This window comes from Arthrobacter sp. NPDC056493, from assembly GCF_042795115.1.
Lineage (GTDB): Bacteria > Actinomycetota > Actinomycetes > Actinomycetales > Micrococcaceae > Arthrobacter.
Genome location: NZ_JBHTSL010000022.1, coordinates 15,472 through 39,997, shown reverse-complemented (window position 1 = coordinate 39,997; position 24,526 = coordinate 15,472). Strand labels below are relative to the sequence as shown.

The following is a 24,526-nucleotide window of genomic DNA, read 5'->3' as shown; positions in this document are numbered from 1 at the left end:
CCATCATGCAGAAGGTACAGATCCTCTCGGCCCGCGAGGCAGCCGAGCTCATCAACGACGACGACGTCATCACCGTCAGCTCCTCCAGCGCCCTGGGCTGCCCTGACAGCGTACTGGCCGGCATCGGCCAGCGGTTCGAAGAAACCTCGCACCCGGTCAACCTGACCTCCGTGCACCCGATCGCCGCCGGCGACATGTACGGCGTCAAGGGCATCGACCACATCGCCCGCCGGGGCCTGTTGCGCAAAATCATCGCCGGCTCCTACCCCTCGGGCCCGTCCAGCGCCGAACCGCCGCTGATCTGGCAGATGATTGAACGCGGCGAGGTGGAAGCCTACAACTTCCCCTCCGGCGTGATCTACCAGATGCACCGCACCGCCGCCGCGAAACAGCCCGGCGTCTTCACCCAGGTTGGAATCGATACCTTCATCGACCCCCGCCTGCAGGGCGGCCGCATGAACAACACCACCCCCGCCGCGCACGTCGAAACAGCCACCGTAGCCGGGCAGGAATGGCTCTTCTTCCCCGTAGTTGTCCCGAACGTCGCCATCATCCGCGCCACCACCGCAGACGAATACGGCAACCTGACGTTTGAAGACGAAGGCTCCCCGCTCGGTGCCCTGGACCTCGCCTACGCAGCCCATAACAACGGCGGCGTCGTCATCGCCCAGGTCAAGCGCGTCGCTGAAGCCGGCAGCCTGCACCCCCAGCAGGTGAGAGTCCCCGGAATCCTGGTCGACGCCGTCGTGATCGCCGAAGACCAACTGCAGACCACGCTGACCCCCAACGATCCCGCGATCTCCGGCCAGCTTCGCCGGCCCCTGAGTTCGCTTCCACACGTCGGTTTCTCCATCGAGAAAGTCACGGCCCGCCGCGCCGCCCAGGAACTCAAAGCCGGCGAAATCGTCAACCTCGGCTTCGGCGTCTCCGCGCTGGTGCCGCACATCCTGGTTGAGGAAAACCAGGGCCGGGAAGTCAGCTGGGTCATCGAACAGGGCGCCGTCGGCGGCGTCCCGCTGCTGGACTTCGCCTTCGGATGCGCCCAGAACCCGGATGCGATCATGCCCAGCATCGACCAGTTCACCCTCCTGCAGGGCGGAGGCTTCAACCGCTCGCTGCTCTCCTTCCTGGAGATCGACCGGCATGGCAACGTCAACGTCCACCACCTGCCGAAGAAACGGCACGTCACCGCCGGCGTCGGCGGCTTCGCCGACATCACCTCCTCCGCCCCGGAAATCGTCTTCATGGGCGCCTTCACCGCCGGACGCCGCGACATCACCGCCGGGGAAACCGGCCTGGACATCCGCTCCGACGGGCCCTTCACCAAGCTCGTCAACGACGTCTCCGCTGTCACCTTCTCGGGACCGAGGGCCCTCGCCCGCGGCCAAAAGGTCAAGTACATCACGGAACGGGCCGTGCTGGAACTTACGGCCGACGGCCTCGTCGTGACCGAAATCGCGCCCGGCGTCGACCTGCAAAAGGACGTCCTGGACCGCAGCGAGTTCCCGCTGATCGTCTCGGAGAACCTGCGCACCATGGACCTCGCCCTGTTCGCCGACTCCCCCGCCGGCATCCGCCTTCCACCGCTGCCGCTGCACGAACGGATCGAACAGCGCTCCCCTTCCCTGGCCGTGCACTGACGCCCGGCCCAAACACCTGAAAGGACTCCCGCGATGAAAAGCTTCCGCATCCTGACCCCGTACCAAACCGAACTCGCCAACGCGCTGTTTGAAGCCATGTTCCCCTCCGACGGGGAAAGCCCCGACGTCCGCGACGCCGGAGTCACCGAATACCTGGACCTCACGCTCGAAGGCTATGGCCGCAAGGACCTGCCCAGGTACCAGTGGCTCTTCGGCGCCCTGGACCGCTACGCCGAGGACAAGCACGGGCGGAACTTCGCATCGCTGACCCTGGACGAACGCACCGACGTGCTTTCCCTCCTCGAACAGGGCGAACTGACCGACCAGCTGCCGGTCAAAGACCAGTGCGACCTCTTCGGACTCGTCGTCGCCCACATGCAGGAAGGCCTGTTCGCGGACCCGGCCCACGGCGGCAACAAGGACGCCGCCGGCTGGAAGTTCCTCAAACACCCCGGGGTCTGGCTGGAAAATTCCGCCGAGGAAAACCTCAGCACCGAGCACGCAGCCAAAGGCGGGGTCATCAAGACCCTCGCGGACGCGATGCGGGAGATCCCGCGCGACACCGAAGGCCACAAGCTCAAGCAGCTCGGCTACGAGAACGCCGTCAGCCCGCAGATGACCGACGAAGTGGACGTCCTGCTGGTCGGCGTCGGCGCCATGGGCGGACTCAGCGCCCAGGTCTTCGCCGAAGCCGGCCTCAGCGTAGTGGGCCTGGAGGCCGGCCCGTTCCGGCCGCTGGACGAATTCCTCCCCGACGAACTCGAACACGCCTACTACACCCGCGGCGGGCTGGGCCCGAAGTTCCAGCAGGAAACCCCGCGCTGGCGCGAAACCACCGACGAGGAAGACAGCCGCGAAGCCACCTTCTCGCTGGGCCGGATGGTCAACGGCGTCGGTGGATCCGCAGGGCACTACGGATCCTGGCTGCGCCGCTTCCACCCCTGGCAGTTCGCCCCCAGGAGCCACTACGACGGTCTCTACGGCACCGGTGCCCTGCCGGAGGACTGCACCCTGGCCGACTGGCCCGTCACCTACGACCAGCTCGAACCGTACTACACCAGGCTCGAACACCTGATCGGCATCGCCGGGGATGAATCCAACCCGTTCATCAAGCGCAGCAAGCCGCTGCCCCTGCCTCCGACCCGCCCGTTCATCCTGGGCAACAAATTCACCGACGCCACCAAGGCTGCCGGGCTGCACCCCCACCCCGTCCCCGTCGGATTCACCACCGAGTCCTACAACGGGCGCCCCGCCACCGGATACAGTGCCTGGAACAACGGCCTCGGCTCCTTCCGCGGTGACCGCTGGCACCCGGGCCTGGGCCCCGTACCCGCGGCCATCGCCACCGGCAACTTCGAACTGCGCACCCACGCCCGCGTCACCCGCATCATCATGGACGAATCCGGCGCCGCCCGCGGCGTCGAATGGGTCGATCCCCTCGGCCGGGTCCGCCGCCAGTACGCCCGCGCCGTCATCCTCTCGGCCTACACCTACGAAAACCTCCGCCTGATGTACCTCTCGGCGGACTCAAAGCACGAGAACGGACTGGGCAACAACACCGGACAGCTGGGCATGCACTACATGACCAAAATGTTCGGCCATGTCGACGCCCTGTTCCCGGGCACCGAATTCAACCGGCACACCGGCCCGGCCGCACAGGGCGTCGTGCTGGACGACTTCCTCTCCCCCGAGTTCCGTTCCCTGGACCACGGCTTCATCGGCGGCGCCACCCTCGGGGCCGAACAGCAGGCCCTGCCGCTGCAGATCGCCCGGGAAACTCTGCCCGGGGACGTCCGCCGCTGGGGCGCCGGCTACCGTGACCACCTGAAGCTCTGGTCCCAGCAAGGCGTCATCCGCATCCAGCCCGACGCCCTGCCCTATGCCTCGCATCGGCTGGAAATCGACCCCCGGCACCGCGACTCCTCAGGTCTGGGCATGCCGCTGGTCCGGGTAACCTACCGGCTGCGGGATAACGAACGGCAGCTGGCCTCCTGGATGGCGGACAAGGCAACTGGGCTGCTGCAGGACATGGGTGCTACCAAGACCTGGCAGGGCCCCTACTTCACCGGCGTCGGCTCCAGCCACGACCTCGGCGGCGCCCGCTTCGGACACGACCCGGCAGGAACGGTCCTAGACGAACACCTCGCCGTCCACGACACCCGCAATCTCTACATGTACTCCGGCGCCGCTTTCCCCAGCTGCCCCGGCATCAACCCCACCCTGACCATCTGGGCCATCGTCCTGCGCGCCGCAGAACACCTCGCCGGCGAGCTCGGCGGCCAGCGAAAGGACAAGCCATGAGCACCCCAACGGCGGCCGTCACCGAACAGGTCACCGTCGAGTACTCCCAGGACGGCCACACAGCCACCATCCTGATCGACCGGGCGTCCAAACTGAACGCCCTGACCCTCGGACTCCTCGAAGACCTGGCAACCGCCGCCCGCGAGGTCGCCGCTTCAACGGCGCGGCTGGTCATCGTCCGCACCGCCGGCGAAAAAGTCTTCTGCGTCGGAGCCGACATCAACCACTTCGCGGACCTTTCCGCCGCAGGCATGTGGCGGGACTGGATCGCCACCGGCCACCTGGCGTTCGACGCCCTCGCCGGGCTGCGCCAGCCCAGCATCGCGGTCGTCGACGGTCTTGCCTTCGGTGGCGGCCTGGAACTCGCCCTGGCCTGCGACTTCCGCGTCATCGCCTCGGAGGCGAGGGTAGCCCTGCCTGAAACAGGCCTGGGAACGGTTCCGGGGTGGGGCGGGACCGAACGGGCGACCGAACTCGTCGGCAGAGCACGGGCCAAGGAAATGGTCCTTACCCGCCGGCAGCTTTCGGGAGAGGAAGCCCTCGCCTGGGGACTGGTCACCGCCGTCGCACCTAAAGACGAACTGGAAGGCGCCGTGGCCAGGCTTAGCGCCGACCTGCTGGCCGGAGCGCCGCTGGCGGTGCAGCTGGCCAAGCAACTCATCGACGCAGCAGCAGACGGCGCACCCTCCCGTGTGCTGGAAGCCTTGGCCGGCGGACTCGCCGCAGCCACCGACGACCTTGCCGAGGGCGTCGCAGCTTTCCGTGAGAAGCGCCCCGCGCTCTTCACGGACCGCTGAGACCGCCCAGCCAAACTCACCCAACATTTTTCTAAGGACACCTGAGATGGAAACCAAGAGCTACACGCTCGACGACGTCGAGCCCACCTACCGCCCGATGCTCATCGACGGCGAAGACGCCCAGGCGCAAAGCGGCCAGACCTTCACGCGGCTGAGTCCGGCCCATGAAGTTGAGGTCACCTCCTTCCCGGAAGGCGGTCAGGAAGACGTGGACCGTGCCGTCGCCGCCGCCCGAAAAGCCCTCGACCGCGGCTGGCGGCTGTCCACCGGATCCGAACGGTCCAAGCTCCTGCTCAGGGTCGCCGACCTCGTCCGCCGCGACGCCGAAGCACTGGCGCTGGCCGAAACCCTCGAAACGGGCAAACCCATCACCCAGTCCCGCAACGAAGTCGCCGGCACTGCCGAACTGTGGGAATACGCCGCCAGCCTGGCCCGGAACACCCAGGGCGAAGCCCACAATGCCCTCGGCGCCGACACCCTGGCCATGGTCGTCCACGAACCCATCGGGGTCATCGGGATGATCACGCCCTGGAACTTCCCGCTGCTGATCATCAGCCAGAAACTGCCCTTCGCCCTCGCCGCCGGCAACTCCGCGGTGGTCAAGCCCAGCGAAAGCACCTCGGCGACCACCGTGATGCTCGGCCAGCTCATCCGCGAGGGGGGCTTCCCGGCAGGCGTGGTGAACATTGTCACCGGCGACCGGGTCGTGGGTTCCGCCATCGCGGAGCACCCCGGCATCGACATGATCAGCTTCACCGGCTCCACCGGCGTCGGCAAGAACATCGCCGCCACCGCCGGCCGGGACCTGAAAAAGGTCGAACTCGAGCTCGGCGGAAAGAACCCGCAGATCATCACCCCCAACGCCGACTTCACCGCAGCGGTGGATGCAGGCGTCTTCGGCGGCTACTTCAACGTAGGCCAGTGCTGCAACTCCGGCAGCCGCCTGATCGTCCACCGCTCCATCGCCGACGAGTTCGCCGCCGCCGTCGTCGAACGCGCCAAGCACATGCGCGTCGGTGACCCGCTGAAAGCCGACACCCTCGTCGGCTCCCTCGTCAACGACGCCCAGCTCGCCGTCGTCGAACGCTATGTGGCCGAAGGCCGCGAAGCCGGCGCCCACCTGCTCACCGGCGGGGACCGCCTCGACACCGGCCTGGACGGCCGCTTCTACCAGCCCACCGTCTTCACCGGCGTCACCGCCCAGATGTCCATCGCCACCGACGAAATCTTCGGCCCCGTCCTGTCCGTACTGCCCTACGACACCCTCGACGAGGCCATCGGCATCGCCAACTCCACCTCGTTCGGACTCTCCGCCGGGATCTGGAGCAACGACATCAACGAAGCCCTCACCGCCGCCCGCGACCTCCGCGCCGGCACCGTGTGGGTAAACCGCTGGATGGACGGCTACCCCGAAGTTCCGTTCGGCGGCTACGGACAAAGTGGCATCGGCCGCGAACTCGGCCGCCAGGCCCTGGCCGAATTCAGTGAACTGAAGACCATCCAGCTTCAGGTCGGCGTCCGCGAAAACCGCTGGGTCGACGCGCCCGACGCATCCCGCCGCTGAAGCCCCGCACCAGGGAAGGAAACTCAGAGAAATGACGACCGCCACGCCCGCCGCCACGCCAGCCACCCCGGTGGTCCTGGCGACCATCCTGCCCCTCTCCCTCCCGTCCGGGTACGAAGTGCCGGCAGCATTCCACGACTCCGCTAAAAAGGCATGGAAAACCGCGTCCACTAAGCTCGGCGGTCTGATCGCCCAGCACCCGGACCGGTTCCCGCTCTACACCGAGGAAGGCAAGTGGGTGGTCGACGGCGAGGCGTGGACCAACTGGTGCGAGGGCTTCCTCGGCGGACAGCTGTGGATGCTCTCGTACCGGGCAGCCGAGGCCGAGCGGGCCGGTTTCCGCAGCGCCGCCGAGCACTACTCCGAGCTCATCGAGGAACGGAAGAGCGACGACACAGTGCACGACCTGGGCTTCCTGTTCTGGTCCACCTACCGGCGCTGGTTCGAAGCCACCGGCGACACCGCCAAACGCGACGTCCTCGTCGATGCAGGGCGCACCACCGCCGGCCGGTACCGCGAAGCCGGCCGCTACATGCCCAGCTTCCGCCAGCCCGACAGCCTGTTCATCGACATCATGATGAACATCCACCTGGCGCTCTACGCCGCACAGCAGACCGGGGAGCCGGACCTGGCCGCCAAAGCCGTGGACCACTGCCTCACCACCCGCCGTTACCTCGTGAGAGGTGACGGCTCGGCCTCCCACGAAGGCATGTTCGACCTCGAAACGGGCGCGTTCCTGAAGCAGACCACCCAGCAGGGCTTCTCCGACGACGGTTCCTGGGCCCGCGGTCAGGCCTGGGCGCTCTACGGATTCGGCACCGTCTACCGCTTCACCGGTGACCGCCGCTTCCTCGAAACCGCCATCGCCGCCGCCGACTTCTACATCGAAAAGACCGGCGAGCGCCTCGTTCCGCCGAACGACTGGGACGAACCCACCCCCGCCCGGCCCTATGAAACCTCGGCCGCAGCGGCCGCAGCCGGCGGCATGTGGCAGCTGGCCGGCCTCGTCCAGGACCGCACCAAGGCCAAAATCTACGCCGACTATGCCCTGGCCATCATCCTTCGCCTCACCGAAGACGACTTCCTCGCCGGCCCGGACGAAGCGTGGGCAGGCGTGCTCAAGCACGGCAGCTACCACGAAGGCAAAGACCTCGGCGTCGACGAATCCGTCATGTGGGGCGACTACTGGTTCCTCGACACCGTCGACCAGATCCAGCACTTCAACGAAGCCCAGCGGAGCCGGTGAGCACCATGAACTGGGAAACCATCGACGAAGCGCCCCGTCCCGACGCGCCGGCAGAACCGGTGCTCCCGGGCAGGTTGATCAGGACCGGCATCGCCATCATCGGATCAGGCATGGGCGGCGGCACCATGGCCTACGCCCTGAAAGACTCCGGCTCAAGAATCCTCGTTCTCGAACGCGGCCACCGCCTCCCGGCAGAACCGCAGAACTCCGACCTGGACGAGGTTTACCTCAGGGGCCGCTACAAGAACGCCGACACCTGGTACAACGGCCGCACCGGAACGCCCTTCAAACCCGGCGTCTACTACTGGGTCGGCGGCAACACCAAGGTCTACGGCGCCTGCCTGCCCCGCTTCCGCGCCAGCGACTTCGAAGAAACCCAGCACCCCGACGGGACGTCCCCGGCCTGGCCCTTCAGCTACGCCGACCTCGAACCGTACTACACACGCGCCGAGAAGCTCTTCCAGGTCCACGGCCAGATAGGCGAGGACCCCACCGAGCCGATCCACTCGGAGGCCTATCCCCACCTGGCACTGGACCACGAACCGGCTATCCAGGCTCTGGCCGACTCCTTGCGCCGGCAGGGACTGCACCCCTTCCGGATGCCCAACGGACTCGACGCCGACAGTCCCGAAAAGCGCACCCTCTGCGCCACCAGCGACGGCGCCCCCAACGAGGCCGGGCTGAAGTCAGACGCCGAAAAGATCGCCATCAACCCCGCGCTGGCTGCCGGCGTCGAGCTGCTGACCGATGCAAAAGTCACCAGCCTCATCCCGGGACCGGACGGACGCACCATCGTCGCGGCCCTGGCCGAATGCAACGGCAAGGTCATCCGCATCGAAGCCGACAAATTCGTCCTCGCCGCCGGCGCAGTGAACTCTGCCGCGCTGCTCCTGCGCTCAGCCACGAAGGACCACCCACAGGGCCTCGCCAACTCCTCGGGACTGGTCGGCAGGAACTATATGGTGCACAACAGCACCTTTTTCATCGGCATCAACCCGTTCAGGATCAACAGGACGCTCTGGCAGAAAACCCTCGGCCTCAACGACTGGTACGAAGCCGGGCCCGCCAACAAATACCCACTGGGGAACCTGCAGATGCTCGGCAAGCTGCGCGCCAGCATGCTCAAGATGGCCAAGCCCTGGGCGCCGACCTGGCTCCTGAAGGCGATGTCCGACCGCAGCATCGACATCTACCTCACCACCGAGGACCTGCCCCGCAGGCAGAACGGCATTAGCGTCGTCAACGGCAAAATCCACGTCTGGTGGGAACCAAACAACCTCGGCCCCCACAGGGAACTGGTCCGGCGGATCTCCCGGGCGGTCCGGCGGTCCGGCTACCCCGTCATCTTCACCGAGCGGATGGGCATCGAAACCAACTCCCACCAGTGCGGCACAGCCGTGGCGGGCCATGATCCGGCCAGCAGCGTCCTTACCCCGGACTGCCGCGCCCACGACCTGGACAACCTATGGGTCGTCGACAGCTCCTTCTTTCCCTCCTCCGCGGCCCTCAACCCCGCGCTGACCATCGCTGCCAACGCCCTCCGCGTCGCGGACACGATCCTCGCCCCCGGCACGTCCACCCGGACGAACGATGCCACGGAGAACTCCCCCCGGGAACAGTCATCACGCCGGTGATAGCGTCCCGGGGCCACACCCTCCGCCGGAAGACGGCGCCCTGCCCAGGCGCCGTGCCGGGGATTGGTAAAGTCGAGAAACGGGGAGCGCCGCTTCTTCGCATATCGACCCACCGGCAGGATGACAGCATGGCCCCGCGCATCACCCTCGAAGACGTGAGCAAGGCCGCCGGCGTCTCACGATCAACCGCGTCCCTCGTCGTCCGCGGCAGCTCCCGCATCCCGGAGTCCACGGCGGTCAAGGTACGCGAGGCCATGGACGAGCTTGGCTACGTGTACAACCGGGCTGCTGCCAACCTGCGCCAAAGCCGGTCAATGACCATCGGCCTGATCGTCACCGAGATCATCAACCCCTACTTCGCCGAACTGGCGATGGCAGTAGACCAGATCACCCACGACGCCGGATACACCATCTTCATCGGCTACAGCCGCGACCACGCCGACCGTCAGCACGAGATCATCGCCTCCATGATCGAGCGCCAGGTGGACGGTCTACTGCTGCTTCCCGCCCCGGACACCGACCCGCAACGCCTGGCCAAACAGGTCAACGCCGCCAACGTCCCCGTCGTACTGCTCGCGCGCCGGTTCAACGAATTCGACTATGTCGGCAGCGACAACGTCAGCGGCGCCACCCTTGTCGGAGAGCACCTCGCCGCCCTCGGCTGCAAAAGCGTCGCCTTCCTCGGCGGCCGGCCCGCACCGTCCCTCACGGAGCGCGAAGCAGGCCTTCGGGCTTCGCTCGAGCGCAAAGGCTGTGAACTGTGGAGCGTGGATGACTTCCGCAGTTCCATCACCCCTGAAGGGGGTGCCGCGGCGGTGGGCCGGCTCTTCGATTTGGGCCGGCTTCCGGATGCGGTGGTTGCCTACAACGACATCGTCGCCGAAGGCGTCTACGGAGAGATGCGCCGCCGCGGACTCGAACCGGGCCGCGACATCGCAGTGGCGTCCTTCGATGACACCCGGATCGCCGCCGGCCAGGTCCCTCCCCTGACCTCGGTGGCAGGGTTCCCGCAGCAGGTCGGCGCGAAAGGTGCCGAGATGCTCATGACCCGACTCGCTGACGGCAACGCGGACATCCCCACGCAACTGGCCCTCATCCAGCCCCAGCTCAAGATCCGGTCCTCCACCGCCACCTGGCGCACAAGGACCTGACCCTAACGACGCCCGCCCCCGGCGAAATTGCGCAGCGGGATCGCCAGACAGGAAAAGACCACTCATGATCCACCACGCCGAGCCGGGATTCGACCCGGACGCCCGGTACGAGCAGCCCGAAGCCTCGCTGCAATCGCTGATAGAGCGCCTCGAATACGAAGCCAGGACCCTGCACCTGAACAGCTTTGACCAAGCGGATGCACTGGCCCTCGGCCTGCTGATCATGGAGATTGCCCAAGAGCGGAACCTCCCGATCGCGATCGACATCCGCCGGAACGAGCACGTCCTCTTTCACGTCTCCCTCCCCGGGGCCACACCGGACAACGACATATGGGTTCAGAGAAAAAGCAGGACAACCGAAAGATATGCTGAACCGTCACTTCTTGTCGGGCTTAGAGGCAGGGTTGGCGGGGGCAGACTCGAAGATAACGGATGGTTCAACGAGGCACGCTACGCCTCCCACGGTGGAGCCTTCCCGATATTTGTCAAGAACACCGGACACGTCGCCACCGCCACAGTCTCTGGACTTCCACAAAAGGACGATCACGATCTGGTCGTCGAGGCGCTGACCTCGTTCCGTGACCGGAGCACCCAACAAGCAGGTCGCACGCGCGCCTGAAACGGCGAAAATACCGCCCTTTCACTGAAAGTACTATGAACTCAGCCTAGGCAGCGTTCCCTGAGTCCTTCGGTCGCTCGTAGTCGGAGCTATCGATAGGTCTGTGAACGGTTGAACGAGTGCAAACAGTGAACTGTAGATTTCAGCGACGTCGAGCTTGTCGCGTTCCGGGTGCTGTGGACACCCCAGGAGTTTTGCTGATGACTGCGAGGAATCATCGCCCAGTTCGTGCGCCCAAACAGAGCCCGGGTCAGGAATGTTGCAACAGGCCGTTGCAACATCGACATGTTCATTCTGGATTCCGGCCGGGTTAAACGCTCGCCATCCATGCCGGTCGACAAGCCAGGGATGGCGAAAGCAATTGTGCAAGCATCGCTTGCACAATTGCCCCGCCGTATGGCCGTCTATTCCCCAATCAGCACAAAGCCCCTGCGCTTGCTTTCCTGAAACGAATCGCGAAGCTCACGCTCAACCCGCTGAGCCAAATCTTTTGGGATGGCGCATCCTCCGCCGCCCGGTCCAAATCCAGCGGACTGGCTCGGACTACAGCAGAGTTCGTGCGGAACTTCCCGTGGAACCACCACGCGCAGGGACTGCACATCGTGCTTGCATTGGAAGACGACATTTACAGGACGCTCAGGTTTGCTCATCAACCTCATCCGTTCTTCATGGACCAAGGCACCAATGCAGTTCCTTGTATCCAACCCAGAGAGTACTGACAGGCTCTGACGGCCGCCGCATACCGTGTCCCGGCCAGCCAGCACCGGGTTGGCCTGGTAACTCTCCAGACCGGGCCAACAAGGGCTACCCACAAAGCTCCCAGGTGGTCACGACAAGTGGTGAAAGATCCGCTGCGGTGTTGGCGATCGCAGGTTGTTGACGAAGGATCGACGGCCTTCCCAGAAACCTTCGGTGCGGCTGGTCCTGTTCGGTGCGGCTGATCCGTATCGGCCTGCACCCTATAGTTATTCAATTCGTTGTGCTTATATGATCGTGCCGCACAAGCCATCCCAGGACGTTGGAGAAGTTATGAAGTTCACACCGGGCATACTGAAGCACAAAAGTCTCTCGCTGCTCGTCGCAGTCACGGTCACGACCGGCGCGTCGCTCGTCGCAGCGGTTCCGGCCTCCGCCGCAGGCCCATGCGGTACGGGATACGCGTATATCGGCTCACACCCCATCACCGTGCCGACCTATAGCAAGGACTACCGTTTCGGAAAACCGGGCACGAAGACCGGCTCCATTGACGTGTACTGGAGCGCCTCAGCGCGCAAAAACTGCTCCGTGGCATACGCCTACGGCCCCACATATGGCGTGACGATGTACCGTGAAAATTTGATCGCGAACTACCCCTCATACGGACCCGACGATGCCTCGCGCGGCTACTACTCTTACTACCCCCGGCCGGTCTACACGAACACGCAAAGGGCCGGAGGCCAATGCATCATCCTGGACGCAAGCTTCGGGCCCGGCGCAACCGACCATTCCAGCTGGGGTGCCGCGTTCTACAGCCCGGTTCACTGCTGACCCTATGACGTCGACGGCGCAAGCCTCACAGCTGGCTGCCCGGAACCCACCGGGAACGCAGACATGCGGCGCAGATCAGGCCACGGGCGATCTGAAGCACGCGGCGAAACGTCGTCCGCTTGGCTGAACCTCAGGGGCGAATGGGCGTGGTGGCGTCCTTTCCCACAACGGTTGTCCACGGGCGGGCGGTCCAGGACGTCACGACCCCACCGGTGACGTATGGGTCGGCCGCCGCAAAAGCTCTTGCAGCCTGGAGTGCGTTCTCGCCGGTGAAGACCAGCAACCCACTGAACGGCCCGTCACCAACGGCCCCACCAAGAAGCAGGTCTCCCCGCTCGACTGCCTCCCACGCAGCCCTGAGGTGGTCTGCGCGATGCGCTTCGCGGGTTTGAAGGTAATTTTCTTCGTAGACATATTCGAGGACGGCATACATTAATTTGGGTCCATTTCGTATTGGAGGGGAACGATACAGGCAAGGAGGCTTCTGTTAAAGCGCGGGACGCCGGATGAGGTATTCGCGCAATCCAGGGATTGCGAAGTCGACAAGTCCGTGTCCTACGGGTTCTATGAGGCCGGCGTCCAGTAGCCGGGTTCGGTAGTTTCCGACGGCGTTGGGCCGCATACCGGTTCGTTTGCCGATGTCGGTGGTGGAGGAAGGCCCGGAGTCCCCTGCCATGGCCTGCAGGAAGTCCCGATCTCTCCCGGACGTTGTTGACAGGGCAGCTTCGATGACCACGCGTTCGTTTCTTCGGCGGGCAGCAGTGGCTGCCCGGTCCACAGCTGCGGCGTCCAGGCCCGCGGTGGTCTTTTCCGCTTCTTGCCATAGGTAGTAGCCAACCAGCTGGATCAGAAAGGGATACCCGCCGGTGGCTTCTGCCGCCTTCCTGGCCAGATCTCCGCCGAGGATCGTACCAGCGCCTTCAAACGTTTCGGTAAAGGATCGATCGACTTCAGCGATCGAAGCCGCGTGGAGGTCGATGCGGTCCGCCCTGCGCAAGAACGTGGCGACACCTTCGTTGAGCAGGTCGGAGACAGCGGCAGGCAGCCCGGCAAAGATCAGTCCGATAGGAAGGCCCTCGCGAATGAAGTGCTGTACGTCGGCTGCGAGTTGGGACAATTCGTTGCGGTCAGCGGCATGGATTTCGTCAACAGTGATGACCAGTCCGGTGCCCCGCTGCGCCAGCAACCGGAGAAGCCTCGAACCACGCACGCGCCAGTCCACCTGCTCCTCGGGAGCGAGTTGCGTCGTCACGGCGAAGCCGGCAACGGACAACGCCGTGACGCGCCGGCCTGTGGGTCCCTCTCCCAGTTCATCGGACAGCCGCCGCATTGCCTCACCAATCCGGCCCAGGAATCCGCCCGTGGCCGTCTCGGAAACGACCGCCCAGCCGCTTGCTATCGCAAGGTCTTCAGCTGCGCCGAGCATGACTGTCTTGCCGATTCCCCGCGCTCCAGTGAAGATGGTCAAGAGGCCCGGGGCACCTGAACCGATCCGGAGGCCGTAGGCGAATTCGTCAAGCACTCCCCCGCGCCCGACCAGATCGGGCGGAGCCGCCCCAGCAGTGGGGCGAAACGGGTTGTCCATGGGCGCCCCTTGTGAATGTCTATGAATCTTGTGAATCTTGTGAATCTTGTGAATCTCACTGTACAGGGGTGCCAGGCGCCGATCGCGACTTATATCTCCTGCGGCTGTAGATCAATATGGCAACGCCGACCAAAACGTTAGATACAGGGGACAAATACTGCCACCAGTTCGCCGGAGGATCGGACAGAACGAAGGCAACGTTGAGGACTGCCACGACCAGCAGACCCACGCCAACCCAAAAGAAGGCCCTCCATAGTTTGCGGTCCGCTCTGCTGCCCGCTTCATCCCAATCCATACGGTTAGTGACTCATGTTTCCGGCAGCATGAGAACCCTGGAGTGGCTAACAAACAAAGGTGCTCATCCCACATCAACACGCCCCGCTGCCAGTCAACGCCCGGAGGAATAGCCCTAAAGGTCCATCCTTACCGGCGGGGCGCTGGACTGTTTCTTCGTCCTCGGTGTCCGGTGCCACCGGGAGGCCGCGCTCGGTGGAAAGATACAAGAGCGGGGAAGCCGTATGTTCCCGCAGTCGTTGTATTGGGAGGAAGAATCCGGAACATGGAAATCCTGACGTACGCAGACATCGAGGCTGCCAGGAACCGAGTCGAGAACGTCATCAGGCCGGTGGCTGTGGCGCAAAGCGATCCCGTCAAAAGGGATGCCGAGCGAGGCTCAAATCAAGGGACTGTACAACTGGCTTTGGAGTTTATGCAGTTTACCGGCACGTTCAAGGCGCGCGGAGCCCAGAATTTTATCCTGGCCCACCGAGACGCGGGCACACTACCCGACGCGGGCGTCACTATCGCTTCCGGAGGCAACGCGGGAATGGCGTGCGCCTGGGCAGCCAAGGATCAGATGGTTCCCGCTACAGTCTTCCTGCCAGCCAACGCCCCACGGATCAAGGTGGACCGGCTCAGAGGCTACGGCGCAGATGTGCGGCTTGTCGGATCCGAGTATGCTGAGGCGCTGGCCGCGTGTGAGGAATTCGCTGCCGCGACGGGCGCCCTGATGTCCCACGCCTACGATCACCCGCTTATCGCCGCCGGTGCCGGAACACTCATGGAGGAGATCCACGCACAGATCCCTGACCTCGACACGGTCCTGGTTGCAGTTGGAGGAGGTGGCCTGTTCTCCGGGGTAGCAACCGTAGCCCAGCATTATGGTATTCGGACAATCGCCGTCGAGCCGGAGAACTGCCGCGCCTTGAACGCCGCCCTTGGGGCCGGCCACCCCGTGGACGTCGCTGTAGAGTCCGTTGCTGCAGACGCTCTGGGCGCTCGGCGGGCATCCGTAATGGCGCTACAGGCGGCACAACACGAATTAGTCCAGTCGGTGCTTGTCCCGGACGAAGAAATCATCCGTGCACGGCAGGCCCTGTGGAGCGAGCACCGGCTCGCTGTGGAACACGGTGCCGCAACGGCGCTTGCCGGACTTCTCAGCCCGGCCGGCTACATGCCCGCCGAGAATGAAAAGGTATGCGTTGTTCTATGCGGAGCAAACACCGACCCCAGCGACCTTACCTAAGGGCTCCTCCGGATGCACAGCCCCCACAAAACTGAGACCCGAACACACCCCAGGTCACCGGCGGTTGAGGCGCATGACCGCGGCAGCTTGATGGAATCCCGCTCATCGGCCGCCGGGACAGGTGGGAGCCAAATCCGGTCCGTACTTTGCGCCGGTCAGGTGCATGGCTCCCCCGCCTTTCGGCATCCGTTGCTGGTGGAGCTGAAACGATAACTACCGCCGGGCCGATCGCCGCGGCACAAAAAACCGTGGTTCCACACGAGCCATTTCCTCCGCGGGTTCATGGACGTCGCGCGGTCCGCAGTTTATGATCAAAACCGAGCTTCACTAGGTTTTGGGTTTCGCCCTGCAGACGGGGCCACTTCAATGGAGAAAGCATGACAATGACGGATCAACTGACGCGCAGTCCCTCGGCGTTGCGGGTGGTGCTTGCCACGCCCCTGTATCGCGGTGCGACGCTCGCGCTGTTCTTCTCGGGTCTCGGCTTCTCCGCTGCAGCACCGCAGATCGCCCGGTTCATCGTGGACGAACTCGGCGGCTCACTGACTGTCGCCGGACTGTACTATCTGACAAACCTCACCGCCCTGGCGGGCGGGTATTTTGTGGGGCGGCGGTCGGATCACACGGGGCGCCGGCTTGGCCCGTTCCGGTTCTGTGCGATGGCCGGCTTTCTTGGGTGGCTCGGGATCGCATTCTCAACCCAGCTGTGGATGCCGTTTGCCATCAGTGCGCTCGTCCTCGCCTTCGCCGGGGCAGCAACATCGCAGCTCTTCGCAGCCATTCATGACGAACTCCAGACCAATCCGTCGCCCGCTGGTGACGGCATCGTCTCGTATGTCCGGATGTCACTGACGCTGGGATGGGTGGTGGGTCCGGTTGCCGGGACCTTCCTCGGCGCCCAGCTGGGCCTGCGGGCAATGCTCGTGGCAACCGCGATCTGCACACTGGCCCAGCTGCTCCCTCTCGGAACTCTTCGCGACCACACGCCGCGTGCACAGGCAACAACCGCCCACAACACTGACGCACCCAGTCCCAAGACTCATGTATCGCTGAAGGCGATGGGGCCCTTGCTGGCGTTCACGGGGCTCTACATCCTTGTTTATGCCGGAGAACCGATCAAGTACGCCTATCTGCCGATCTATATGAATGATCAGCATTACCCGCCAGCGCTCAGCGGCGCCATTATCGGCATTCAGCCCCTGGTTGAGCTCATTCTGATGCCCGCCGCTGCTGTTGTCGCCCGCCGGACAGGCATGCTCAACCTCATGGTCCTCGGTGCGCTGTTTGGTGTCGGCGCCAACGCAATCTTCGCGCTCAGCGCATCTCCCAGCGGGCTGCTGATCGCCCAAATCCTCATGGGAGGCGTGTGGGGAGTGTTCGCGGGCCTGGGAATCATCGTCGCCCAGCGATTGCTGCCACAGGCCGTTGCGACGGCGTCCGCGATTTTCATCAGTGCACCGGCGGTCAGCTCCGCCCTTGGAGGAGTTGTCGGCGGCATCGGTGTTGGCGCCGCAGGGTTGCCGCTTGTCTTCCTGGCGCCCAGTGCGCTGGCGCTGACCGCCGCCTTCGGACTCCTCGTCTTACAAACGCGTTTGGGCGCCCGAATCTAGCGGTCCATTCAGCACGTTAGGGCGCATGTGCCACGAAAGAGTCCGCGCTGGCTGCCACCACAAGCGACAGAAACAGTCGCTCGCATGGTGCCCACCGTTAGGCGAGGCTTGACGGAATCTCCGTTATCGCCAGTCACCAATCATCACGGAAGGGCCGCCGGGGCCCGCGGGAATACCTGTCAGGACGCGGACAACCGATTGGTGGCGACCAGGCTTTCGGCTGCGCTGACGATGGCTTCCTCAGCGGGGCGGGGCTCCCAGCCGAGCATACTGCGGGCCTTGGCGTTCGACGTTCGCCGTGCAAAGCCAAGGTCCGCTGCGACGGGGCGGAACTGTGCGGAGAAGACAGCAGCTGCCCGCACTATGAAGTCAGGGATCGTCCTCGTCGGGACGCGGTTTGCTGATTCGCCAAGACGCGCCCTCAGTAAGGCGCCGATATCTTTCATGGCGATGGCCGTGCCATTGGAGAGAAGGAAGCGCTGACCGGCTGCTGCCGGGGTGGTCATGGCCAGGAAGTGCCCGGCAGCGACGTCGCGGACGTCCACGATCGGGACAAACATCCGCGGGTAGCCGGGCATTGTCCCGGTGAGCATCCTTTGCAAAAGGTGGTTGGCGCCTGAAATGTCAGTTCCCAGAACGTGCCCCATCACCGCGACAGGGAGGACAGTGGTCAGTTCAGGCGCTCCCGGTTCAGAGCTCACAAAATCCCATGCGGCCTGTTCGGCGAGGGTTTTGCTCTTGGCATAGGCGTCGACGCCTGGACCGTCGAGCCGGCTCCAGTCTGCCTCGGTGAACACATGGTCACTCTATGGGTATCCCCAGGCAACGGCATGGAACGCGGACGTCAGGACAACCCTTTTGACGCCGGCATTGGTCGCGGCACGGAGCACCCGGCGCGTACCCTCACATGCCGGATCAACTACTTCGTCTTCATTCGCGACATTCCCTGGCACAACAGGGGACGCCACATGAAGCACATAATCGACTCCGTCCATGGCCCCTGGCCACCGGTCATCCCCCGTAAGATCAGCCTCGGAGAAGCTCAGATTCCCGCCCTTGACCATTCCCGCGTCCGTGAGGACGGAACGGATGGCCGCCTCACGGCTGAGAGATCGCACTGTTGCTTTGACCTGGTAGCCCTCCTCAAGGAGCTTGAGGATGCAATGGCCCGCAATGAAGCCGGAACCGCCCGTAACCAGCACCCGTTCATGGCCCATGAACTGCCGCTCCTGTCGCTCGTCGTTTATTTCGCGAAGCATATGCCTCACGACAGCGCGCAGCCACCCGGGAATGACGAAAGGTCCCAGTCCTCGGTCAAGGCGGGGCCTTGAATGGTGACCCGGCAACCGCTGACTCATCTCCACGACGTGCACGTGACAGCAGCCGCTAGCTTGACGGGATCCCCGTTATCGGTGTTCGGTCATGGCGGTCATTAGACGTGAGTCCTTCAGCCGCCTGCCAGCCTGTCGGTTCGAATGCCACCTTGAGCGGGCTGGCTCTCCCTGGATTTTCGCGCTTCCGGGGTCTGTTTTGCCTTGAAGTATCTGTTGCTTGTTCAGCAACTCTAGGCATCATGTGAAACCAATCGTGATTGAGCTGGCCCCTGCCGTCAAGTGCTCGCAGTCAGGCTTCTACCTGTTCCGCCGAAGCGGGCCTCGATGCCGGCGCCCATTGACCTTTGCAATCTTACTGAGCTATAACTCAGTAAGGGCCATCACACGCTACTTCGCCTGGACGCACACATCCTCGCGAACACTCCCCAATTTTTGAAACGCCTTAGTTGCAAGGAGGCAACATTGAGCATTCTTTCCAAATCCCCCGGCGGGAAACCCCTTCCAAGGACGCATCAATGAGCGGGTCTTCCACGCCGACTGGCGGCGAATCCCTAAAATCCCCGGGAATCGAGCTCCATTCGATCGACTGGGTACCCGAGCACGAACGGCACGGCAAAGTGTCCAACCTGGGTGCCATCTGGTTTGTCGGCAACATTAATCTAACGGCCATGGCCACCGGGGTCACCGCGCTCAGCATCGGCGCCGGCCTGATCTGGACTCTGATCGCCGCTACGCTGGGGGCACTTTTCGGGACATTCTTCATGGCATCCCATTCCGCTCAGGGACCCCAGCTGGGGCTGCCCCAGCTGGTGCAGTCACGGCCCCAATTCGGCTACATCGGGGCGGCTGTGACGGTCTGGATTTTCGCCCTGATCAATTACATCGCCTACAACACGTCCGACGCGATCCTGTCGGCTGACGCTTTCCACACCCTCACGGGAGCCGATACCAGCGTCGGCTACCTGCTCGCAGCGGGAGCAGCTGCCCTTATAGCCCTGTACGGTTACCACTGGATCCACAAGATCAACCGCTTGCTCACGTTTCCCCTGCTGGGGCTGATGGTACTGCTGACCATCGCTGCACTGACTGATTCGCAGCTACCCCGCGGCGATTTCGAACCTGGCCCGTTCCATGCCGACCACTTCATGACGGTGTTCGTTATTGCAGCCGGCTTCCAGCTCGGCTGGGCGCCCTACGTCTCCGACTACTCCCGCTACCTGCCCGCCAACGTGGGCGTCCGGTCCACATTCTGGTGGACTTACCTGTCAAGCGGCCTTTCAGCGATCTGGGTGTTCTTCCTCGGCGCTGTGCTGTCAGCGACGGCGGGCCCGTCCGCCACCCCGGTAGAGGCAGTGAGGGAAGCCGGTGACCGGTTGTTCCCCGGCTTTGGCTGGATCGCCGTTCTGGGCTTGCTGTTCGGGCTCATCTCTGTCATGGCGATCAACCAGTATGGCGGCATGATGTCCATGATCTCGATCCGTGACTCCATCAAGCCGGTCAAACCCAGCCGTAAAGTACGTGCAGGGGCAATCGCGGTCATGTTCCTGCTGGTCTGGGGCACCGCGCAGTTCGTCGGCGTGGAGCGCTTCAACGCCTTCTACGGCAACGTGCTGATTTTCCTGGCGTATCTCTTCACCCCCTGGACCGCCATTAACCTGATCGACTACTTCTTTGTCCGGAAGGGCCGGTACCTGATCAAGGAAATCTTCAACCCCAATGGTGTCTACGGCCGCTGGGGCTGGCGCGGCAACCTCGCCTACCTCGCCGCACTGGTCGCGATGGTCCCCTTCATGGTGACTACGCCGTTCACCGGGTTCGCCGCGGACGCCCTCTCCGGTGTGGACATCTCAATTTTCGTTGGGCTGCCTGTCGCAGGCCTGCTCTACCTGGTTCTATGCCGCAACCTGGACGTCGCCGCAGAGCGACAGATGGCTATTAAAGAAGGAGTTCTTCCCAATGCTCACTAATCTGACCGCCAACTCCGGCACATACGAATCCGCACTGACAGCCCAGGCCGGCCAGCCGGAAGCCGGTGTGACAGCACCTACGGCAGCCGGGATCGCCGCGGCGGTGCGCTCGGGGCAGCGGAGCGCGGTGGCCTTCATTGAGGACAGCCTGTCCCGCATCGCGGAAGCCAATACGAGCATCAATGCCTTCGTTGAAGTCCGGGGCAACGCCGCCCGACAGGCCGCGGCCGCAATCGATGAGGCCGTCGCGCGTGGAGAATCGGTGGGACCACTGGCCGGAGTGCCGGTAGCCATCAAGGATTCCCTCTGGGAATCCGGGCACGAAGCCACGGCCGGGTCGCGGGCACTGGTTGGCTTCAGGCCCCCGGAGAGCGCCGCCGTCGTGGAGCGTCTGGTATCCGCCGGTGCCATCGTCGTGGGCAGGACTAACCTGCCCGAGTTCTGTTACCGCGGCGACTGCAGCAACGACCTATACGGCACCACCGTGAACCCCTGGTCTGCGGACCGCACCCCTGGAGGATCAAGTGGCGGAGCTGCCGCTGCCGTCGCGGCGGGCATGGTACCCATCGCCATTGGCAGCGACGGCGGAGGCTCCATCCGTATTCCGGCATCCTTTTGCGGCATCGTTGGACTGAAGCCGACCTTCGGCCGGGTACCCCGCACACCGGGTTGGCCGGGCTGGTACGAATTGAACCACCTGGGACCCCTCACCGCCACCGTCGAAGACGCCGCCCTGGCCCTCTCGGTCATCGAAGGAGCCGACCCCCGCGACCCGACAACCCATGACGCACCCCGCAGCGGAGCAGCGGCGACCCTTCCGCGGCTTGGAGACTTGCGTATCGCTTACAGCGAGGACCTGGGCTACATCCCGGTCGACGACCGGGTCCGGGATGCCTTCCGGGCCACCATCGACCGGCTAAAAGCACTCGGCGCGAACCTGACGCCGGCCCACCCGCCTGTGAAGAACCCGCTGGGGATCTGGAACACCCTGACATTCGCTGACAACGTCGCGTCCGAGGGGGACTTGCTTGAGAGCGGCCTGATCGGTTCGGATGCGGAACTGCTGATCAGGGCCGGAATGAAGATCAGCGGAGCGGACTACGCCCGGGCACGGAACGCGCGCCACGCCTTCACCTCCCAGTGGGAAGCGTTCATGGCCGATTATGACCTGATGCTCACTCCCACCATGGAATGCGTAGCCTTCCCCCATATTCAGCGTCAGCCGGATGCGATCGAAGGGGCTGCGGTCGTCGGTGACGGAGATGACTGGTGCCACTTCTGCTACGCGTTCAACCTGACCGGCCAGCCGGCGGTCAGCGTTCCCTCGGGGCAGACCGTCGAAGGTCTGCCGGTCGGGCTGCAGATCGTTGGAAAAAAGTTTACGGACCGGCTCGTGCTCGGCTTCGCCGCAGCCTGGGAACGCGCCAACCCGTGGCGGCTGCCAGAGCTGCCAACGTCCCGCCATACGGGCGGGGCGCCCAACGCACAAAAGTTCGAGGAAGCGGTACGCATGGGCCGGCACGTTGTGCGCCTCCCCGGCGAGGCCGGCTTCCGCGCCGGACAACTGCTGCGCCTCGAGCAGCTGACCCTGCGCATCTGCCGCAGTTACCGGCCAGATCCGACCTGCACCGTCGTGGAGTTTGAGAATGCGGCGGGATCCCGTTAGGCAGCAGGCCCGAACGGGCTGCCGACACGGAACCCGGCCATCCGCGCACCAGTGCCCGGCTGGAGCCCGGGGCGGCCTAGGATGGAAAGATGATCGTGCGCAAGTCCGCGAGCTCCCGCCGCAACGAGATTTTGCGCGCTACCCTCGACCAGATACAGGAGCGTGGCATGAACGCCACGCGGGCGGCCGATGTTGCCGAAGCCCTGGGCATCAGCGAATCCGTGGTTTTCTACCACTTCCGCTCCCGCGAGGATCTGATGGCAGAGGCCTACGGCCTCTACACCCGGACATCCAGCGATCTTCTCGAGGAAGCCATGGCCGCACCGGGAAGCCCGTCGGAACGCCTTCAGCGCGTCCTCACCGCCTACATCCCGCACGGCAACATCCGTGACTGGACTCTGTGGCTGGAGGCATGGACCGCGGCCAGGATCGATCCGAGGATGGCTGACATTTTGCGCAAGCAGGACAAGTTCTGGCGATCATCGGTGGAGAAGGTCATCCTTGAGGGCATCGAGGCGCGCGTTTTCGTCACCGATAACCCCGCGGCCGCTGCATGGCGGATCACCTCCATGATCGACGGCTTCGGTGTGCAGCTGGTCGTCGGATTCAACACCCGGGAAGCAACCACGCTGCTCACGTGGCTGGAGCACGAAGTGACCCGTGAACTCCAACTCGATCCGCCCCTGCCACTCCGCGGCCAGCTTCAAAACTAACTACGGGTCACGCCCAGCCCTGATACACCTCCAGTAACCTTCGCCGCCACCCGGGCCGCTCTCACGTGCAAACGAGCTACCCTGCGCGGCCATGCCCAAATCCCGGCGAACCTGCACCGGTAGCCCCTCAGACAAGGGAAACCCCGAAATGGAACTGACCACCATCAACCCCAACATCACCACCATCATGATCGGCGAATGCTGCACCCAACTCGTGCAAGAGACGCACAAGTCCCCGCCGAGCCAGTAACAGGCACACGCTAAGCGCAGGGTGGCCTGGCCTGAGGAGTCTGGCCACCCTGCACCCACAGATGTCGGAGGAGCGTTGAGCGTCCCTCCCCCGGCTTACGTCTCGTCCCTGGGACGATGACTCATCCGACTCGCCCAGCTACTAAGTTGACGAAATCTCCATATCGGCGAGCCTGCTCGATGATTTTGAGGACTTCAACAGCGTCGCTGGGATCAACAGGTGGAGCGCTCCCCGTTTGTAAGGCATGCGCCAGCTGCGCATAGAACTGCGGATAGTCGCCCCGGCGGGTCGGCTCATCCCGAAAGGATCCAGGCACGCCTAATGTCCCCCATGTTTCCGGGGATTCAAGACCGTATTCAGGATCGGTTGGGAGCATGCCCTCCCCCAGCGTCTTTTCCTGTCCGTCAAGTCCCCATTTCGTGTAGGCGGCCTGGGAGCCCAGGACGTGGAAACGGGGACCCAGCCGGGCAGCTCCACCGTTCATCCACAGACGGGATCGCGTTCCGGACCGGTGCAGAAGCGAGAGGAAGGCATCCTGGTCTGCATCGGACTTATCGGGACCGACATGACGGGCGGTTTCCCCGTAGACTTCCGCGACCGGGCCAAACAACTGGATGGCCTGGTCGATCAGGTGCGCGCCGAGGTCGTGGAGTATCCCCCCTCCCTCAGCCAGCAGGGCCGTGTCCCGCCAGTTCCGGAACCCATCCGGCATCCACCATTCGAAGCGGGATTCAAAGGTGCGGACGTTGCCGAGCGCTCCGTCGCGAATCAGCTGCTTGAGGGTAAGGAAATCACCATCCCACCGCCGATTCTGGAACACGGTCAGGCACCGGCCGGCCTCAGCCGCCGCGGCAATAAGCTCTTCACCATCTTCAGAGCACGGGACGAACGGTTTGTCGACGACGACATGCAGGCCCCGTTCCAGGGCTGCCTTGGCCAGCTGCTTGTGGTTGAGGGGAGGTGTGCCGATGACGACAACATCCAGGACCAGTTCCCCTTCATCCACCTTGGCAAACAGTTGCTCAGCGGTGGGAATGATCCGGGCACGCGGATAACTTGCCCGGGCAGCCATAGTCCTTTCTGGGTCTGAAGTGACGATGGCTTCCAGAACATAGGAATCGTCTGCCTGAATGAGCGGGGCATGGAAGACACGGCCGGATATCCCGAAGCCGAGAATAGCGGCCCGCAGTGAAAGCCTGTCACTTGCTGTTGCTTCTTTCGGCCCTGATTCGTGGTCTTCGCCGGTCAGCGGCTGGCGGGTCATTGAGCATCCTCTTTCGGTCGGATGGTGAACACAGGCAAAGCCGCCTCCCCTTTGTCTCGGTCCGGCTTCGACCGGCGCCGGCTCCGGACGGCGAAGCGGCCGGCACGAGTGGCTTTGTATTCCATATCGTGGC

At 64.1% G+C, this 24,526-nt stretch carries 19 protein-coding genes; 14 read left to right on the top strand and 5 right to left on the bottom strand.

Going from position 1 to position 24,526, the window contains the following annotated elements; all coding sequences use genetic code 11:
- Window positions 1-5 precede the first annotated feature (5 nt).
- The 9 genes from ACFQ50_RS11250 to ACFQ50_RS11210 all read left to right on the top strand — a co-directional run bounded on the left by ACFQ50_RS11250 (window position 6) and on the right by ACFQ50_RS11210 (window position 12,479).
- Entirely contained in the window at window positions 6-1,640 is a 1,635-nt protein-coding gene (locus ACFQ50_RS11250; RefSeq protein WP_377995615.1) for an acyl CoA:acetate/3-ketoacid CoA transferase, read from the top strand.
- Between the two features lie 33 nt (window positions 1,641-1,673).
- Window positions 1,674-3,941: a gluconate 2-dehydrogenase subunit 3 family protein gene (locus ACFQ50_RS11245; RefSeq protein WP_377995614.1), complete on the top strand. Its 2,268-nt coding sequence runs from the start codon at window positions 1,674-1,676 to the stop codon at window positions 3,939-3,941.
- On the top strand, window positions 3,938-4,738 hold the full coding sequence (locus ACFQ50_RS11240; RefSeq protein ID WP_377995612.1) for an enoyl-CoA hydratase/isomerase family protein: 801 nt from the start codon (window positions 3,938-3,940) through the stop codon (window positions 4,736-4,738). Before ACFQ50_RS11245 ends, ACFQ50_RS11240 begins: the two co-directional genes overlap by 4 nt.
- 46 nt (window positions 4,739-4,784) lie before the next feature.
- Window positions 4,785-6,302: an aldehyde dehydrogenase family protein gene (locus ACFQ50_RS11235; protein ID WP_377995610.1), complete on the top strand. Its 1,518-nt coding sequence runs from the start codon at window positions 4,785-4,787 to the stop codon at window positions 6,300-6,302.
- A gap of 31 nt (window positions 6,303-6,333) precedes the next feature.
- The gene (locus tag ACFQ50_RS11230) at window positions 6,334-7,548 is read left to right on the top strand and encodes a glycoside hydrolase family 88 protein (RefSeq protein WP_377995608.1); all 1,215 of its coding nucleotides are present in this window, start codon (window positions 6,334-6,336) and stop codon (window positions 7,546-7,548) included.
- Window positions 7,549-7,553: 5 nt separating this feature from the next.
- Window positions 7,554-9,182 (top strand): GMC oxidoreductase, encoded by a 1,629-nt coding sequence (locus tag ACFQ50_RS11225; RefSeq protein WP_377995606.1) that lies wholly within the window; start codon window positions 7,554-7,556, stop codon window positions 9,180-9,182.
- A 128-nt stretch (window positions 9,183-9,310) separates the two neighbouring features.
- Window positions 9,311-10,333 carry a LacI family DNA-binding transcriptional regulator gene (locus tag ACFQ50_RS11220; RefSeq protein ID WP_377995605.1) on the top strand — a complete coding sequence of 341 codons (1,023 nt, stop codon included), beginning with the start codon at window positions 9,311-9,313 and terminating at the stop codon, window positions 10,331-10,333.
- A gap of 64 nt (window positions 10,334-10,397) precedes the next feature.
- On the top strand, window positions 10,398-10,952 hold the full coding sequence (locus ACFQ50_RS11215) for a heme-degrading domain-containing protein (protein ID WP_377995603.1): 555 nt from the start codon (window positions 10,398-10,400) through the stop codon (window positions 10,950-10,952).
- Window positions 10,953-11,981: 1,029 nt separating this feature from the next.
- Window positions 11,982-12,479, top strand: coding sequence for a hypothetical protein (locus ACFQ50_RS11210; RefSeq protein WP_377995602.1), 498 nt, complete (start codon window positions 11,982-11,984; stop codon window positions 12,477-12,479).
- Between the two features lie 130 nt (window positions 12,480-12,609).
- Here ACFQ50_RS11210 and ACFQ50_RS11205 read toward each other — a convergent pair whose 3' ends face one another.
- Both ACFQ50_RS11205 and ACFQ50_RS11200 read right to left on the bottom strand, forming a co-directional pair.
- A complete protein-coding gene (locus ACFQ50_RS11205) occupies window positions 12,610-12,912 on the bottom strand; it encodes a YciI-like protein (RefSeq protein ID WP_377995601.1) in 303 nt (100 codons plus the stop codon).
- A 54-nt stretch (window positions 12,913-12,966) separates the two neighbouring features.
- Window positions 12,967-14,064: an ATP-binding protein gene (locus tag ACFQ50_RS11200; RefSeq protein WP_377995599.1), complete on the bottom strand. Its 1,098-nt coding sequence runs from the start codon at window positions 14,062-14,064 to the stop codon at window positions 12,967-12,969.
- A gap of 565 nt (window positions 14,065-14,629) precedes the next feature.
- Between ACFQ50_RS11200 and ACFQ50_RS11195 the strand changes: the two genes are divergently transcribed.
- Window positions 14,630-15,589: a threonine/serine dehydratase gene (locus tag ACFQ50_RS11195; RefSeq protein ID WP_377995639.1), complete on the top strand. Its 960-nt coding sequence runs from the start codon at window positions 14,630-14,632 to the stop codon at window positions 15,587-15,589.
- Window positions 15,590-15,966: 377 nt separating this feature from the next.
- Window positions 15,967-17,199, top strand: a complete 1,233-nt coding sequence (locus ACFQ50_RS11190) for an MFS transporter (RefSeq protein WP_377995598.1) — start codon at window positions 15,967-15,969, stop codon at window positions 17,197-17,199.
- Between the two features lie 179 nt (window positions 17,200-17,378).
- Here the strand turns inward: ACFQ50_RS11190 and ACFQ50_RS11185 are convergent, their stop codons facing one another.
- Together ACFQ50_RS11185 and ACFQ50_RS11180 are read right to left on the bottom strand one after the other, a co-directional pair.
- Window positions 17,379-17,996, bottom strand: a complete 618-nt coding sequence (locus ACFQ50_RS11185; protein ID WP_377995597.1) for a hypothetical protein — start codon at window positions 17,994-17,996, stop codon at window positions 17,379-17,381.
- Window positions 17,997-18,005: 9 nt separating this feature from the next.
- Window positions 18,006-18,416: an NAD-dependent epimerase/dehydratase family protein gene (locus ACFQ50_RS11180; protein ID WP_377995596.1), complete on the bottom strand. Its 411-nt coding sequence runs from the start codon at window positions 18,414-18,416 to the stop codon at window positions 18,006-18,008.
- A 632-nt stretch (window positions 18,417-19,048) separates the two neighbouring features.
- On the opposite strand from ACFQ50_RS11180, the gene ACFQ50_RS11175 reads away from it, so the two are divergent.
- The 3 genes from ACFQ50_RS11175 to ACFQ50_RS11165 all read left to right on the top strand — a co-directional run bounded on the left by ACFQ50_RS11175 (window position 19,049) and on the right by ACFQ50_RS11165 (window position 22,879).
- Window positions 19,049-20,500 (top strand): purine-cytosine permease family protein, encoded by a 1,452-nt coding sequence (locus ACFQ50_RS11175; protein ID WP_377995594.1) that lies wholly within the window; start codon window positions 19,049-19,051, stop codon window positions 20,498-20,500.
- Window positions 20,490-22,166, top strand: coding sequence for an amidase (locus tag ACFQ50_RS11170; RefSeq protein ID WP_377995593.1), 1,677 nt, complete (start codon window positions 20,490-20,492; stop codon window positions 22,164-22,166). The genes ACFQ50_RS11175 and ACFQ50_RS11170 overlap by 11 nt, the downstream gene beginning before the upstream one ends.
- An 89-nt stretch (window positions 22,167-22,255) precedes the next feature.
- Window positions 22,256-22,879 (top strand): TetR/AcrR family transcriptional regulator, encoded by a 624-nt coding sequence (locus tag ACFQ50_RS11165; protein WP_377995591.1) that lies wholly within the window; start codon window positions 22,256-22,258, stop codon window positions 22,877-22,879.
- A 371-nt stretch (window positions 22,880-23,250) separates the two neighbouring features.
- Here ACFQ50_RS11165 and ACFQ50_RS11160 read toward each other — a convergent pair whose 3' ends face one another.
- Window positions 23,251-24,393, bottom strand: a complete 1,143-nt coding sequence (locus ACFQ50_RS11160; protein ID WP_377995590.1) for a Gfo/Idh/MocA family oxidoreductase — start codon at window positions 24,391-24,393, stop codon at window positions 23,251-23,253.
- Window positions 24,394-24,526: the final 133 nt, after the last annotated feature.